12 protein-coding genes are annotated in these 13,834 nt (G+C 69.5%); 3 read left to right on the plus strand and 9 right to left on the minus strand.

Translation table 11 applies throughout. From position 1 onward, the window contains the following. Positions 1–6: 6 nt before the first annotated feature. The 4 genes from AB0958_RS19960 to AB0958_RS19975 form a co-directional block, all read right to left on the minus strand. Positions 7–837 (minus strand): carbohydrate ABC transporter permease, encoded by an 831-nt coding sequence (locus AB0958_RS19960; RefSeq protein WP_366891782.1) that lies wholly within the window; start codon positions 835–837, stop codon positions 7–9. Next, positions 834–1,721: a sugar ABC transporter permease gene (locus tag AB0958_RS19965; RefSeq protein WP_366891783.1), complete on the minus strand. Its 888-nt coding sequence runs from the start codon at positions 1,719–1,721 to the stop codon at positions 834–836. The genes AB0958_RS19960 and AB0958_RS19965 overlap by 4 nt, the downstream gene beginning before the upstream one ends. Further along, positions 1,718–3,034 (minus strand): extracellular solute-binding protein, encoded by a 1,317-nt coding sequence (locus AB0958_RS19970; protein ID WP_366891784.1) that lies wholly within the window; start codon positions 3,032–3,034, stop codon positions 1,718–1,720. The genes AB0958_RS19965 and AB0958_RS19970 overlap by 4 nt, the downstream gene beginning before the upstream one ends. Before the next feature lie 109 nt (positions 3,035–3,143). Continuing rightward, the gene (locus AB0958_RS19975; RefSeq protein ID WP_366891785.1) at positions 3,144–4,475 is read right to left on the minus strand and encodes an MFS transporter; all 1,332 of its coding nucleotides are present in this window, start codon (positions 4,473–4,475) and stop codon (positions 3,144–3,146) included. Positions 4,476–4,559: 84 nt separating this feature from the next. Here AB0958_RS19975 and AB0958_RS19980 point away from each other — a divergent pair, with 84 nt between their 5' ends. Both AB0958_RS19980 and AB0958_RS19985 read left to right on the plus strand, forming a co-directional pair. Next, entirely contained in the window at positions 4,560–5,549 is a 990-nt protein-coding gene (locus AB0958_RS19980) for a LysR family transcriptional regulator (RefSeq protein WP_366891786.1), read from the plus strand. 157 nt (positions 5,550–5,706) lie between these two features. Then, the gene (locus AB0958_RS19985; RefSeq protein WP_366891787.1) at positions 5,707–6,615 is read left to right on the plus strand and encodes a hypothetical protein; all 909 of its coding nucleotides are present in this window, start codon (positions 5,707–5,709) and stop codon (positions 6,613–6,615) included. Between the two features lie 22 nt (positions 6,616–6,637). On the opposite strand, the gene AB0958_RS19990 is transcribed toward AB0958_RS19985, so the two are convergent. Then, positions 6,638–7,228, minus strand: coding sequence for a TetR/AcrR family transcriptional regulator (locus tag AB0958_RS19990; RefSeq protein WP_366891788.1), 591 nt, complete (start codon positions 7,226–7,228; stop codon positions 6,638–6,640). Between the two features lie 162 nt (positions 7,229–7,390). Here AB0958_RS19990 and AB0958_RS19995 point away from each other — a divergent pair, with 162 nt between their 5' ends. Continuing rightward, positions 7,391–7,843 (plus strand): DUF1801 domain-containing protein, encoded by a 453-nt coding sequence (locus AB0958_RS19995; protein WP_366891789.1) that lies wholly within the window; start codon positions 7,391–7,393, stop codon positions 7,841–7,843. A gap of 289 nt (positions 7,844–8,132) precedes the next feature. Here AB0958_RS19995 and AB0958_RS20000 read toward each other — a convergent pair whose 3' ends face one another. The 4 genes from AB0958_RS20000 to AB0958_RS20015 all read right to left on the minus strand — a co-directional run bounded on the left by AB0958_RS20000 (position 8,133) and on the right by AB0958_RS20015 (position 13,795). Next, a complete protein-coding gene (locus tag AB0958_RS20000) occupies positions 8,133–8,672 on the minus strand; it encodes a hypothetical protein (RefSeq protein WP_366891790.1) in 540 nt (179 codons plus the stop codon). Between the two features lie 413 nt (positions 8,673–9,085). Then, positions 9,086–9,577 (minus strand): barstar family protein, encoded by a 492-nt coding sequence (locus AB0958_RS20005; RefSeq protein WP_366891791.1) that lies wholly within the window; start codon positions 9,575–9,577, stop codon positions 9,086–9,088. Between the two features lie 52 nt (positions 9,578–9,629). Further along, positions 9,630–10,073, minus strand: coding sequence for an SUKH-3 domain-containing protein (locus tag AB0958_RS20010; protein WP_366891792.1), 444 nt, complete (start codon positions 10,071–10,073; stop codon positions 9,630–9,632). Between the two features lie 2 nt (positions 10,074–10,075). Next, positions 10,076–13,795 (minus strand): DUF6531 domain-containing protein, encoded by a 3,720-nt coding sequence (locus tag AB0958_RS20015; RefSeq protein WP_366891793.1) that lies wholly within the window; start codon positions 13,793–13,795, stop codon positions 10,076–10,078. Positions 13,796–13,834: the final 39 nt, after the last annotated feature.

Genomic DNA, 13,834 nt, shown 5'->3' on the forward strand with positions numbered 1-13,834 from the left:
TACCCCCTACTTGACGGCGCCCACGGCGATGCCCCGGGTGAGCGTGCGCTGGAAGACGAGGAAGAAGACGATCGCCGGGAGGACGCCCAGCAGGGCGGCCGCGTTGGTCATCGTGGCGTCCATCAGGCGCTGGCCCTGGAGGACGCCGAGGGCGACGGAGACCGTCTGGTTGTCGTTGGAGATCAGCATGACCAGCGGTAGCAGGAACTCGTTCCAGGTCCAGATGAAGAAGAAGACCAGCAGCACGCCGAGGGTCGGGCGGCTGACCGGGACGACGATCCGGACCAGGATCTGCCACTTGGTTGCGCCGTCGATCCGGGCCGCCTCGATGATCTCGCGCGGGAACTGCCCGAGGACCGCGGAGAGCAGGTACGTCCCGAACGCCGACTGGATCACCGTGAACACGATGATCACGCTGAGCCTGGTGTCGTACAGGCCCGCCTGCTTGCTCAGGTAGTACAGCGGGTAGACCAGCGCCTCCTGCGGCAGCATGTTGGCCAGCACGAAGAAGGCCAGCACCCAGGTGCGGCCCCGGATCCGGCCGACGCCGATCGCGTAGGCGTTGAGGACGGAGAGGGCGGTGGCGAGCAGCGCCACCGAGCCGCTGATCAGGGTGGAGTTGACGAGCTTCTGGGTGTAGTCGACGCGCTGCCAGAAGTCCCTGAGGCCGTCGAGGTAGAGGCCGTGGGGAAGACTCAGCGGGCCGTTTTGGGAGTACTCGGCCGGGGACTTCACCGCGTTGACCGCCACGATCAGGAACGGGACGACCATGAAGAGGGCGGCGAGGCAGAGGGCGAGCAGGACCGGGGAGCGGCGCAGGACGGTCGGGCGGGTCATACGGCCTCCGCGCGGTTCTGGAGCTTCAGGCCGAGCAGGGACAGGGCGAGGATGACGACCGTCAGGACCGTGGAGATCGCCGCGCCGTAGCCGACCTGGGTCTTCTCGAAGAACGTGGTGAAGGAGAAGTAGGAGGGGACGTCGGTGGCGCCGCCGGGGCCGCCCTTCGTCAGCACGTACACGGCGCCGAAGACCTTCAGCGCGGCGATCGTGCACCAGGTCAGGACGACGTACACCTCGGGGCGGATCTGTGGCACCGTGATGTGCCGGAAGCGGCGCCACCAGCCGGCGCCGTCCAGCTCGGCCGCCTCGTACAGCTGGGGGTCGACGCGGCCGAGCCCGGCCATGAAGACGACCAGCGGGAAGCCGAGCTGGACCCAGACGAGCACGCCCATCACCGTGTAGAGGGCGAGGTCCGGGTCGCCGAGCCAGTCCTGCTGCCAGGAGCCCAGGCCGACCGCCTTCAGGAGGGCGTTGAGGGAACCGTTGTCAGGGGCCAGGATCCAGCTCCAGACGATGCCGGCCACCGCGACCGGCAGCACCTGCGGGAGGTAGAAGCAGGCGCGCAGGACCGCCGCGATCCGGGTGCCGAAGTGTTTGCCGACGTAGTCGAACAGGGCGGCGGCCAGGACCAGTCCGAGCGCGGTGGGGACCACCGCCATCGCGACGACCATGAAGAGGCTGTGCCGGAACGACGCCCAGAACTCCGCGTCGTGCAGGAGCTCGCGGTAGTTGGCGAGCCCGGACCAGTGCGGGCTGCCCACACCCTGCCAGTCGGTGAAGCCGAGGCCCGTGTTCATCAGGAACGGGACCACCACGACCGCGAGGAAGGCGAGGGCGCCGGGGAGCAGGAACAGGGCGTAGGAGTCCCGGCGCACCCTCACTTGGTGCCCTTGTCGTACGCCGTCTGGAGGTTGCTCAGGTAGGCGTCGGGTTTCTCGCTGCCCGTGATCAGCTTCTGGGTCTCGGAGACCAGGGTGTCGTAGAAGCCGGCGATCGGCCAGTCCGGGTAGAAGGCCAGGCCGTCGCGCTTGCTGACGGTGTTGAAGTCGGCGATGAGCTGCTTGGACTTGGGATCGGTGAGGGCGCTCGGGTCGGCCGCGACCGGGACCCCGCCCTTGTTGCCGAGCAGGTTCTGGATCTTCTTCGACATGGTGATGTCGATGAAGTCGTAGGCGAGGTCCTTGTTCCCGGAGTTCTTCGGGACGACCCACAGGTTGCCCCCTGAGCCCAGGGTGAGGTTCGAGCCGGGCCACAGGAAGCTGCCCCAGTCGAACTTCGCCTCCGACCGGAAGCGGCCGTACCACCAGCTGCCGGAGAACAGGATCGGCGCCTTGCCCTGGATGAACGAGACGCCCGCCTGCTCGGCCGTGGTCCCGCTGGACGTCTTCGCGAGGTAGCCCTTCTTCACCCAGTCGGCGAAGGTGTCCGCCGCGTACGTCCAGGCGGTGTCGTGGAAGTCGACCTTGCCCTTGTACAGCTCGTACCTGTCGACCCACGAGCGGTCGGCCTTCGACAGGGCCAGCTGGTACAGGTACTGCTGGGCCAGGTACTCGGCGCCCGCGTTGGCCAACGGGGTGACCTTGTTCTGGACGAACTTGTCCATCGCCGCCGTGAGGTCGTCGAACGTCCTCGGCTCGGCGATCCCGTACTTCTCGAACAGGTCCTTGTTGTAGTAGACCATCGTGTACTCGGCGTAGTTGGGCACTCCGTACCACTTGCCGGAGCCCATCACGCCGTCGGCGTCGTACTGGCTGGTGGTGCGCACGCCCGCGCTGAGCTCCTTGTCCCAGCCGCGCTTGGCCACCTCGGCGGTCAGGTCGGTCAGGAGCCCCTGCTTGGACAGGAGTCCCGCCGTCGCGTTGCCCTTGTTGTACTCCATGAGGTCGGGGGCGTCGGAGGAGTTGAGGACCATCGGAGCGGTCTTCTGGATCTGCTCGAAACTCTTCTCCTCGTACTTCACCTTCACGCCGGGATGGCTCGCCTCGAACTCCTTGATGGCCTCGTTCCAGGCGATGCCCATCGCGCTGTTCGGTGCCTCGTAGTGCCACAGCCGCAGGGTCTTGGCGTCGGACGTGCTGCCGCCCGAGCCGCCGCAGGAGACCAGCAGCAGTGATCCGGAGAGCATCACCGCCGCCGCGGCCGTCAGCCGCCGTGCGCGCCGTATCCGCCCTGTTCGCCTTCGTGCCGTCGACATCCAGTGCCTCCAGGGGAGTTGTGGATGGTGCTCGTCCCGCGTCGAATCGTTTCGATGCCGGACGTCGAAGCGCTTCGACGATGGAAGGTATGCGCGGGCTGTGGGACCGTCAATGGGTGCGGCGGGAATTGTGGGAAGCGATTCGACTGACGGTGTGGATCAGGAAGGCCGCGACCGCCGCGGTGACCGGGGTGAGGTAGGCGGCCGCCGGAGCGAGGTGCTCCGCCGCCCAGCCGCCGGCCGCCGAGCCCGTCGCGACACCGGTCAGCAGGGCGGTGACGACGAGGCTCATCCCCTCGTTGAGGCGGCCCTCCGGGGTGCGGTCCTGGACCAGGGTCATCGCCGTCACCATGGTCGGCGCGGTGGCCATGCCGGCCGCGAGCAGGGCCGGGGCGAGGGCCCACAGGGAGTCGAGGGCGCGGGCCGCGAGCAAGGGCAGCGACATCAGGGCCGCCATCGCCAACAGGCAGACCGGCAGGCGTCGTTCGGCCGGCCCGGTCGGTCTGAGCGCCCCGTACACCAGGCCCGCCGCACAGGACCCGGCGGCCTGGAGCGCGAGGACGGCACCGGCGGCCGAACGGTGGCCCTGCGCGTCGGCGTAGGCGATGGTGACGACCTCCATCGAGCCGAACACCGCACCGGTGGCGACGAAGCAGGCGAGGAGGGCGGCGAGGCGCAGCGGGGTCCTCGCGGTGCTCGTGGCGGGCCGGAGCGGCGGCTCGGTGGCGCGCTGGGCGGTGAACAGCAGCATCCCGGTGAGCAGCAGCACCGCGCCGACCAGGGTGCCGGCCTCGGGGAAGAAGGTGCCGGTGAGGAAGGCGGCGAGGACCGGGCCGAGCATGAAGCACAGCTCGTCGGCGGCCTGTTCGAAGGAGTTGGCGGTGTGCAGGGCGTCCGGGTCGGCGCGCAGCAGATGGGCCCAGCGGGCGCGGGACATGCCGCCCAGGTTGGGGGTGGTGGCGGTGGCCGCGTAGGCGGCGAACAGGGTCCAGTCCGGGGCGCCGAACCGGACGCAGAGCAGCAGGGCGAGGCTGCCGAGGACGGCGGTGACCGTGGCCGGCACCGCGACTCTGGCCTGCCCGTACCGGTCGACGAGGCGCGCGATCCAGGGCCCGGCCACCCCGGTGGCGGCGAGGCCGGTCGCGGTGACGGCACCGGCCAGGGCGTACGAGCCGCGGGCACCGGCGATCATCACGACCGCGCTGACGCTGAACATGCCCATGGGGAGCCGGGCGATGAGGTTCCCGACGGTGAAGGCCCGGGTGCCGGGACGGGCGAAGAGGCGGCGGTAGGGGCCGGGCGGGCGGGAGCGCTTGCGGGAGGGGGAGCGGGAGGGGCCGTCGAACCGGGGGCTGAAATCGACGGTGACGAGGGAGTCGGCGGTGACGGTGTGGGTGTACGTGCGAGGGGCCGGTCTGGTCGGCCGGGTCGGTTCTGGCATGGACACCACCGTCGCGCCGGGCGGTGCGTGGGGTCCAACACCTGCTCAGTGCCGATTCACGCACCTGTGTTGTAAGTTCGCGTGATGCCAGCGCCCGCCTCGCCCGCCTCGCCCGCCCACATCGACCCCCGGCTCCTGCGCGTCTTCGTCACCGTCGCCGAGGAACTGCACTTCACCCGCGCCGCCGCCCGGCTCTACGTCGCCCAGCAGGCACTCAGCCGCGATGTACGACGGCTGGAGCGGGAGTTGGGTGCCGAGCTGTTCCTCCGCACCACCCGGCAGGTCGCGCTCACTCCCGACGGTGTCCGGCTGCTGCCCTACGCCCGCCGGGTGCTGGCCGCCCAGGACGCGCTGCTCGCCGCGTTCGGGCAGGCCAGGCCGCTGCTGGTGGACCTGAACTCGCCGGGCCTCGAGACCGGCCGCCGGGTGCTGCACCGCGCCCGCGAACTCGCCCCCGACTGCGAGCTGATGGCCCGCTACGAGAGCGGGCTCACCGGAGCGGCGGCCGACCTCCTCGCCGGGCGGCTCGACGTGTCCTTCGGACGGTTCGCGGGACTCGACCCGGCGCTGCGTTCCGGACTCGAACACCTGCCCGTCAGATTCGAACCCATGGCCGTAATTCTCCCCTCTGACCACCGGCTGGCGACCCGGGAGGCGGTACCGCTGGCCGCGCTGGCGGGCGAGACCGTGTACGCCGGCGCCGGGAACGAACGCACGCTGGAATGGACCGACCTGGCCTTTCATCTCTTCGAGGGGCGACGGATCGCCGTCGCCCCGCCGCTGCCGTTGGCCGTCGGCGAGGAGGAGTTCCAGCGGGTGATGGCCAAGGACCGGTATCCCATCCTCGCGGTAGTGGGTTTTCCGGCCATACCTGGAAGCGTGTCACGGCCCTTGATCGACCCGGTGCCGTTGTCGCCCGTGTCCCTCGTGTGGCGAAAGGGGCTGGTCCATCCGGGAGTCGACGCGCTGCGGCGGGCGGCCGCCGAGATCGGGCACACGGAAGGGTGGCTTCAGCGGCCTGCCGACGGGTGGATTCCGGCCAGTGATCAAGAGGTGATGGACGACCACAAATGACACATCCGGACGACGGCACCCCTGCGTGCGCTAGCTTCGTGGCCCCGAGCACGGAGAGCTGGAAGGGGGCGCTCGGAACGGGTGGGGGCCCGATCCGTCGACGTGTGCTCGGGTTCGTCAGCGCGCCCGGAACTGTCCCGTGAGGGGATGTGCGCGCATGAAGGATTGGCGAGAAGAGACCCCACCGGTGGCGGGGGACGCCGAGGTGGTGCCGCTGATCGGCTGGGCAGAGGACGTGCCGTTGGTCGGGGGAGACGAGCCCGGGGGCGCCGGGGCGGCGGGTACCAGGGCAGTGGGTGCTGGTGCCGGGCCGAGTGGGTTCCGGGTGAGCGGTGGTGGTGGCGTCGGTGCCGGGGCGGCCGAGGCGGCCGAGGCGGTGACAGAGGTGCTGCGGACGGCGGAGCCGTTACGGAACCCCTGGAGCATCGTCGAGGTGGCCGCGGGCCGCCCGCAGGCCCCCCACCGGGTGACCGTCGAGCACGACGCCGGCGAGGTGCGGACCCGCCCCGGCGAGCGGGAGACCTTCGACGCACCCGCACCCGCGGACGCGTCGGCGCGCCGCAGCCGCCGGTTCCGCGGGATCGGGATGGCCATCGGGCTCGCCTGCGCCGTCTACGCCGTCGTCATCGTCGCCACCCTGCTGTCCGGCGGCTCGGACGCGCCCTGGCTGCCGGTGCCCGGGCAGCACGACGGCAAGCCGGCCGGCAAGGTCGAGAACTCACCGGCGCCCAGCGGCTCCGCCCGGTCCTCGGACGGCGGCTCCTCGGTGGCGGGCCCGGCCGTGAGCGACGGTACGACCCCCTCGGCCGACGCGTCGCCCCGGGCGTCCGGCACCGGCAAGCCGGGAGCGGCCCGGCCGAGCCCGTCGACGTCGGCGAAGGCGACCCCGCCGGCCGGGGTCAGGGCCACCGGCTCCTCGCCGGACCCCGGGGCGTCGTCCACGGACGCGTCACCGACCGCGTCGTCACCGTCGCCGGCCACCCCCGCCTCCGCGTCCGCCCCGCCCTCGACCGGCCCCAGCGAGTCGGCGACGCCGACCGGGAGCGGCCCTGGAACGGGGAGGTAGGTCCGACTTGTGCCGTCGAGTCTTAGTCGCTGGTTCCGTAGGCGGCCATGAACATGCCCAGCAGCCCGTCGACGGCGTTCTCGTCGATGGGGCGGGTTGACAGCAGGCTGCGGTAGTACAGCGTGCCGCACAGCACTTCGGCGGCGAATTCCAGATTCGCGTCCGCGGTCAGTTCACCGGTCCGCTGGGCGCGGGTGATTCGGTCGAGGGTGCTCTGCTCGACGGTGGCCAGGAATCGTTCGTGCAGGGTCGCCCGCAGCGTTGAATCGGCCTGCGCCTCGGCGATGACCGCGCGGTAGACGGGGCCGATCGGCGGGCTGGAGAGGGCGAGGCCCGAGCGTAGGAACTGTTCGCGCAAATCCGCGCGGACGTCCCCGGTGTCGTGGTAGTCCAGGTCGCTGGTCCACACGCGGCTGAGCGCGTCGAGCAGCAGCGCCGACTTGGACGGCCAGCGCCGGTAGATCGTGTGTTTCCCGACCCCGGCCCTTCGGCCGACCGCCTCGATGCTCAGGCCCGCGTATCCGACCTCCGCGGCCAGGTCGAGAGTCACCTGCAGCAGCTCTTCGGTGCGCGCGGCGCCGCGGCGCCTCGGCGTGGCGGGCGTGTCGGTCATTCCGCCATCTTAACGGCACAGTGCGTGCCGTTGACAATCGCGCGGGCGGCGCGCAGTATTCAGACTCGATCGGCACGTTGCGTGCCGATGTCGGGCGTGGCCGCACGTCGCCGCCCGCGCGCCCGAGATCCAACACATCAGACCCTCAAAGGGAGATCTGCGATGAGCAGTACCGAAAGCAGCACGCACGAGGGATTCACGGCCGAGGAGCGGGCCGCGATGAAGGACCGCGCCCAAGAGCTGAAGACGGGAGCCCGCCGCAGCTCGCGGGCGGACAAGGCGGCGGAGGCAGAGCGGGGCGTGCTTGCGAAGATCGCCGAGATGCAGGACTCGGACCGGATCATGGCTGAGCGGGTCCATGCCGTCGTCACAGCCAGCGCCCCGGCCCTCGCGCCGAAGCTCTGGTACGGGATGCCCGCCTACGCGCTGGACGGCAAGGTCGTGTGCTTCTTCCAGAGCGCGGAGAAGTTCAAGGCGCGCTACGCGACGCTCGGGTTCAGCGACCAGGCGAAGCTGGACGATGGCCCGATGTGGCCGGCCGGTTTCGCCCTGACCGAGGTGACGGCCGAGGTGGAGGCGCGGATCGGTGCGCTCGTGAAACAGGCGGTGAGCTGAGGCGCGCCCGGTGAACGGGCTGGGCCTGTGACGCCTGAGCGTGCTCGGCGGCCTGGCGCTGCTGGTACGGCAGCTGCTGCGCGCCTCCCCAGACGACGTCGAGGCACCAGGCTGACCGCAGCAGGTGGCAAATCCTGCCAACTGCATGCTCGGTCGCACCGCGTCGGCGAACGTCGCCTGGCGCGGCACCGATCGACGCGAACGTCGTGGAGAACCGGTCCCGCCGGCAGGGAAAGGCGATCACCCTTCAGCCGGTACGTGGCCTCGCCATCCGGCGGATGCTGTCGGCTCACGATCCGCCCAGCATCCGTTCCTCGTCGAAGCCGAGCTCGTCCTCAATGCCCAGTTCCTCCGCGGCGTGCCAGCGCAGGGGGTCGGGCCAGGCCGCGGGATCACCGGTGGCGATGCTGCGCAGGAATCCGACGGCTTCTGGGGTGCCGATCTCACCCAGCGTCTGAAGGGCCTTGACGCAGAAGGTGAAGTAAGGACCGTCGGTCGACTTCCGTTCCCGTACCAGGGCGGCGACCGGCTCGACTCCCTCCGGGGCCCGCAGCTCTCCGAGCAGGTCGACCAGGTCCTCGGTGTTCACGCCTGCGGGCCTTGAGAGCAGCACCGCGGCCAGGATCGGTCCGAGCCCTTCGGGGTGGAGGTGCAGCGCCAGCGACGCGAGTCGTTCGAAGCGGCGCCAGTCCCCCTCGGCGGAAATGATCCGCAGCCAGTCGAGGATGCGCTGCCGTGCCGCAGGCACCGCCGCCGCGGCGTCCTCGGCCCGCTGGGCGCCGATGTATCCGCCGGTGACGAGGGAGTCCACCCGCTCCAGCTCTGTCATCCTCGGCACTCCTGCGATGGAAAATCGACCTAGGGGGGGGCGCCCACCACTGCTCAGGTACCGGTCGCCTCAGCCACGGTGTCGCCGCAGGGGTCGCCGGGCATCGTCGAGCGGGTCCTGAGAGCGCGGCCACCAGTACTCCAGCTTGCTGCATACGGTCACACGCAACTAACGACGCTTCAACCACGGTAGGTCCCGGAAAAGACGAAGGCCAGCGCGTCCGTGACGGGGTGCTCGGCAATGCCGCCGGGGCCTCGGCTCGCCGCGCCGCATACGCATCGCCCTGACGGTCCGAGGCGAGGGATCATCCCCGCTTTCATCTGTGACAGATCACCGGGGTGACGCTACTCGGTGGTGGTGAAACGGGACTTGATTTCTACGTCCGCAGTAACCTCTGCAACTCATTGACAGGTTCAGTGCCATTCCTCGGGATTGAGCGCTGCCCCCACGAAGCCGCGCCCGGTGGTGATGATCAGGTCGGGTTGCTCGATGCGGCCTGCGATCTTCGCGCACTCGAAATCACGCAATTCGAGGACGAATTGTTCAGGTACGGCGGGCCGGTCCAGGGAGTCGCCGTCGAGGCCCACGGCCGAGTTCGCGCGATCGGCGCCCTGGCAGAGAACTGATACGAACAGGGGGAAGTGTTCCGTCTGCAGCAAAAGATCCGCGTCGTGCACGACACCCGCGACTCCCGCTCCTCCGCCCGTGACCTCGCCGCAGAGGTCGTCCAGGCAGTCGACCAGGGCATCCCAGTTCCGGCCGAAGTAGCCGGGGAAGCGGAGGGTTTCCGCGAAGGTGCGGTAGACGCCCTGTTCGGTCATCAGATCGCGAGCGTCGAAGTGATGGACCAGGCCGCTGCTCGCTGTCACCTCCGACAACCGCCGCTGGACCTCGGCCGAACCCATCGGTGCGAAGACGACCCAGGAGTCCCCACCACGGCCCGTGCCGTCCTTGCCGCTAACGGATTCCCTCCACGAGTTTCTCCAGCGCACGATCGCCCGTCTCCGCAAGGAGTGTGACGCTGTCCATGCCGATGTAGACCGCGCCGTCCGGCGCGATCCCCAGGTAGCTGTTCCGCCGGTCGGCCGACCCGATCGGATAGAGCTGAGTGCCGGCCTCCTCACTGAGCACGTCGAAGATCTCGTCGTCCCATTCGGCAACGGTCGGGTCCAGGCTGAACCCCATCCGGGCCATCGTCTTTCCCGGCCCTCGCTCGCGGCTCTCCAGCCCGCCAAATTCGGCGAGGAACCGGCGGGCCGCGTCGTGGATCCCGAAGCCACCGTGTTCCAGGAGCGTGGCTTCCCACTCCCGAGTAGGCACCGAGCGGCCGGGAAACCAGCCCGCCTCCCGCAGAACACGGTCCGTCTCCGCCGACCACCGCTGCGTGGTATCCGCATTCATGTCTACGTCACCGCCCTGATTCCGAGTTGATCAAGTACATGCTGACACGACGAACACGGGGGCTTCGGCGCGCCGTGCTTCGGGTTGCCGGCCGCGCGGACGTCCACGGAGGCCATGACACCACCCCGCGGATCGACCCCGGCGTGCATGGCGTCCGAGAGAGCCTCCGCCTCGCCGCACCGCCCGTGCTGGTTGCCCGCCGGACGAAGATCCTCCGGAACCCGGTCGTAGGCGGCCTGCACATCGGGATGCAGGTTGGGGTGGTCGCCACCGCCCTTGATACTGGCACCGGTGAAGGGGGTCTTGTGCCCCGGCGCTACCAGCCCCGCCGCGCTCGTCGGCCTGGTCTGTTTGCTCGCTCCTGGTCGTGCTTGCTCTTGGTCGGCCCGCCACCTTGCGGCGTCGAGCGCGTCCTGATCGCAGGAGAGCCCGAACGGATCGACTGCGGTGAACGGATTCCGTACGTAAGCACGCGGGTTCGGGCCGGGGGAGAGGCCCAGGGGGTCCAGCGACGCGTACTGGCCCGTCTCCGGGTCGTAGTGACGCTGGTAGTTGTAGTGGAACGCCGTCTCGGGGTCGTGGTATTGGCCCGGGAACCGTAGCGGGCAGTCTCCGCCTTCCGCGGCCCGGTCGTCGATCGGCGCTCCCCAGACCGTGGTCCGGGCCCGCCAGGCCACCTCACCCGGCTCGCTGACCATCTCGGAGGGAGTACCGACCAGGTCGGTGACGATGGAGTAGAACCGTTCGTCCACCCACTCGTCCGGGAGATCGGGTGACACCACCCTCTCCACCTGCGTGATCGGGCTGAACCGGTCCTGCTCCCAGTCCCACACCGTGCACACAGGCAATTCGTCGCCCGACCTGGTGACCTGCTCGGCCAGTACGAAACCGTCCCAGGCGAAGGTGACCTCTTCCACCACGGTCACGCCGTCCGGAGCCAACCGACGCTTGGCGATGCGGCGGCCGAACGGGTCGTACTCATAGGCCCACTCAGTGCCGTCGGGCGTGGTCACGCCGATCAGACGGTCCTGGCTGTCCCAGCGGTACCGCCAGACGTCCGGCTTGCGCGACAGCCGCTTCCGCCGCCTGACCACTACCCGGCCCTGTGCGTCGTACTCGTAGGCGATGTCCCCGGCCCTGCGGGCCCACTTTCCCACGGCGTTCGGCACGGCACCGATGGGCGAGATCTCGTGCCACTCGCCTTCGGTCAGATTGCCGGCGGCGTCGTACGCATAGCGCTCCGACCAGGTCGCCGCCCGCACACCGGTGACCCGTCCCGATCCGTCGTGGTCGATGAGGCGGTCGCCGCCCAGGAGATCGCTGACCACGGCGACTGTCCCGTCGGACCCGTAACGGTAGGCGCGGTGCTGGATGCGGCGTGGAGCACCCGTGCCGGCCTGACCGTTGTGCGTGACACCGGCGGTCAGGCTCTGCGAACTCAGTCTGCCGTCTGCGTCCCAGGTCTGCGTCAGTGCGACATCGCCCGTGCGGCGCTCGATCTCCCGTCCCGCTTCGTCGTAGCCGAAGGTGACGGTGCGGCCCGCCGTCCGCAGCAGAACCGGCCGGTCGCGTCCGTCATACTCCCATGTGCTCTCGGCGTTCGACGGGGTCAGGCGCCGGACTCGCCTGCCGAGCACGTCGTACTCGGAGCGCAGGGTCGCCCCGTTGCAGGTCTCGGAGAGAACCCTGCCGCGGGCGTCCCGTTCGTACGTCAGCTCCGCGTTGTCGCTGACCACGCGCCGGACATGGCCGACGGCGTCGTACGCGTACGTGGTGACGCCCTCCGGCGTCCGCTGTTCGGTGACTTTGCCGAAGTGATCACGGATGTACTCGATCGACTCGCCCGCGCCATTGGTCTGGCCGACGAGACGGCCGGCGCCGTCGAACCGGTAGCTCTGTTCGCGCCCGCCGAAGTCCCGCTCCCGGACCAGCCGGCCCGCCTCGTCGTAAAAGTAACTCCACTCGGAGCCTTGTTGGTTGATTACCGAGGTGACGCGTAGTTCGCCGTCGTAGTGGAACTCCAGACGCGAGCCGTCGGGCTCGGTGCGGCTCGTCAGGAGGCCGAACCCGTCGTACTCGAAGCGCGTCACCCGGCCCTGGGTGTCCATGTGCTCGAGGAGGTTGCCCTCACCGTCGTACGCGCGCTGTTCCACGGTGCCGTCGGGCCGTATGCGCTTGGTCAGCCGACCTTCTGGCGTCCAGCTCAGCCGGGTGACGGACCCGTCCGGGTCGGTCTGGGCGATGACCCTGCCGAAGGCGTCACGCGCGTATCGCGTGGTCCAGCCCTCGGCATCGGTGGACGCGACAGTCAGGCCCGCCGCGTCGGTCTCCAGCAGGGCGGTACGGCCGAGGGCGTCGGTGACAGCGGCGAGGGCGCCGTTCTCCCGGTACCGATAGGTGACACGGGCGCCGGTGGGATCGGTTTCGGCGATCAGGTTCCCGTGGGCGTCGTACTCCATGTGCCAGACATGGCCGTCGGCTTGAGTGACTGAGACGGGCTTACCGAACGCGTTGTTCTCGGCGGTCTCCAGCCTGCCGTCGGGCCTGGTGACGGAGATCGGCGCGCCCACCTCGTCATAGGCGAAACGAGTTGTGTGGTTCAGCGCGTCCGTCCGTGAGAGCAGCCGGTCGTGACGGTCCCACTCGGAGTATGTGGTGTGACCGAGCGGGTCGGTCACCGCGACAAGCTGGTACAACTCGTTGTACCGGTACGTCGTGGTGTTGCCGAGTGCGTCGGTGTAGCGAGTCTCCTTGTCTTCGGCGTCGTAGACGAGGGAGCAGGAGAGGCGTCCGTCCGCGCCCTCGCCGCGTACACAGCGGTCCTGGTCGTCGTAGGCGAAGCGGTACCAGGAGCCGTTGCGGTCGGTCCACGATGTGATGCGCGCACGATCGTCGTAGGCGAACTCCATCGGCAGGCCGCTGGAGTTGTACACCTCGATGAGGTCACCGTCGGGGCTGTAACCGAAGCGCCTCAGGAGGACGCCCCCGGGACCGTCCTGCGGGCTGTGCAGACGTAGACCGGTGACGCGCCCGCCCTCCGTCTCCACGTCGACGTGACGCCCGCCCGAGTCGCGGACAGAGATCGGTGTGCCGTCGGCATCACGGTCGAAGTCGACCCGAAACCCATTGCGGTCCGTGAGAGTGACGAGGTGCAGCGTAAACGGCTCGTCGGCTGCCGTCGACCGTTGCCGAGCGGTGAAATGGCGTGTGACGCCACTGACCGGGTCGGTGATGCGCAGAGGTGCGCCGGGGCCGCCGTCCATGTCCAGCGGCCAGCGCGGACCCTCCACCGGCAGCACCGATGCGCCGGCCTCGGGTACCGGATAGAGGAGGATCATCCCGTCGTCGGTGGCGAAGGCGGCCCCATGCGCGTCCAGTTCCAGGCGTTCGTCCAAGGTGGAGGCCCATGACGGACCGAAGAACCGGCCCGACTCGTACGTGGACAGGTGCGTACGCCGGAGGACGAGCGGAAGCAGCCCGGGCAGTTCGACATCGGTCTCCGTCATGAACATCTCGCCGGACACCATGTCGATGGGGTCGCCGTTCAGACAGCGGCCCTTGCCGGGCTTGCTCTTGGCGAGGACGTCGTCGGCCTCCTTGCGCAACCCCTTCTCGGCCAGGCTCTTCGCCATGACCTTGAGACCGCCCTTGCCGAGTGTCTTCATTCCCTTGGCGAGTTTGCCGAGGCTGGTGATGCCCTTGCCGCCAGGTATGCAGTCCATGGCGGCGAACGCCACGTCCCATAGGGACGCTTGGCCTTT

This window comes from Streptomyces sp. NPDC006655 (assembly GCF_040703965.1).
Taxonomy (GTDB): Bacteria; Actinomycetota; Actinomycetes; order Streptomycetales; family Streptomycetaceae; genus Streptomyces.

Coding starts and splice junctions, on each gene's coding strand:
- AB0958_RS20015 (WP_366891793.1), bottom strand. CDS start 13,795: ATGGACTGCATACCTGGCGGCAAGGGCATCACCAGCCTCGGCAAACTC.
- AB0958_RS19985 (WP_366891787.1), top strand. CDS start 5,707: ATGAAGGATTGGCGAGAAGAGACCCCACCGGTGGCGGGGGACGCCGAG.
- AB0958_RS19995 (WP_366891789.1), top strand. CDS start 7,391: ATGAGCAGTACCGAAAGCAGCACGCACGAGGGATTCACGGCCGAGGAG.
- AB0958_RS19960 (WP_366891782.1), bottom strand. CDS start 837: ATGACCCGCCCGACCGTCCTGCGCCGCTCCCCGGTCCTGCTCGCCCTC.
- AB0958_RS19975 (WP_366891785.1), bottom strand. CDS start 4,475: ATGCCAGAACCGACCCGGCCGACCAGACCGGCCCCTCGCACGTACACC.
- AB0958_RS20010 (WP_366891792.1), bottom strand. CDS start 10,073: ATGAATGCGGATACCACGCAGCGGTGGTCGGCGGAGACGGACCGTGTT.
- AB0958_RS19980 (WP_366891786.1), top strand. CDS start 4,560: ATGCCAGCGCCCGCCTCGCCCGCCTCGCCCGCCCACATCGACCCCCGG.
- AB0958_RS20005 (WP_366891791.1), bottom strand. CDS start 9,577: ATGGGTTCGGCCGAGGTCCAGCGGCGGTTGTCGGAGGTGACAGCGAGC.
- AB0958_RS20000 (WP_366891790.1), bottom strand. CDS start 8,672: ATGACAGAGCTGGAGCGGGTGGACTCCCTCGTCACCGGCGGATACATC.
- AB0958_RS19970 (WP_366891784.1), bottom strand. CDS start 3,034: ATGTCGACGGCACGAAGGCGAACAGGGCGGATACGGCGCGCACGGCGG.
- AB0958_RS19990 (WP_366891788.1), bottom strand. CDS start 7,228: ATGACCGACACGCCCGCCACGCCGAGGCGCCGCGGCGCCGCGCGCACC.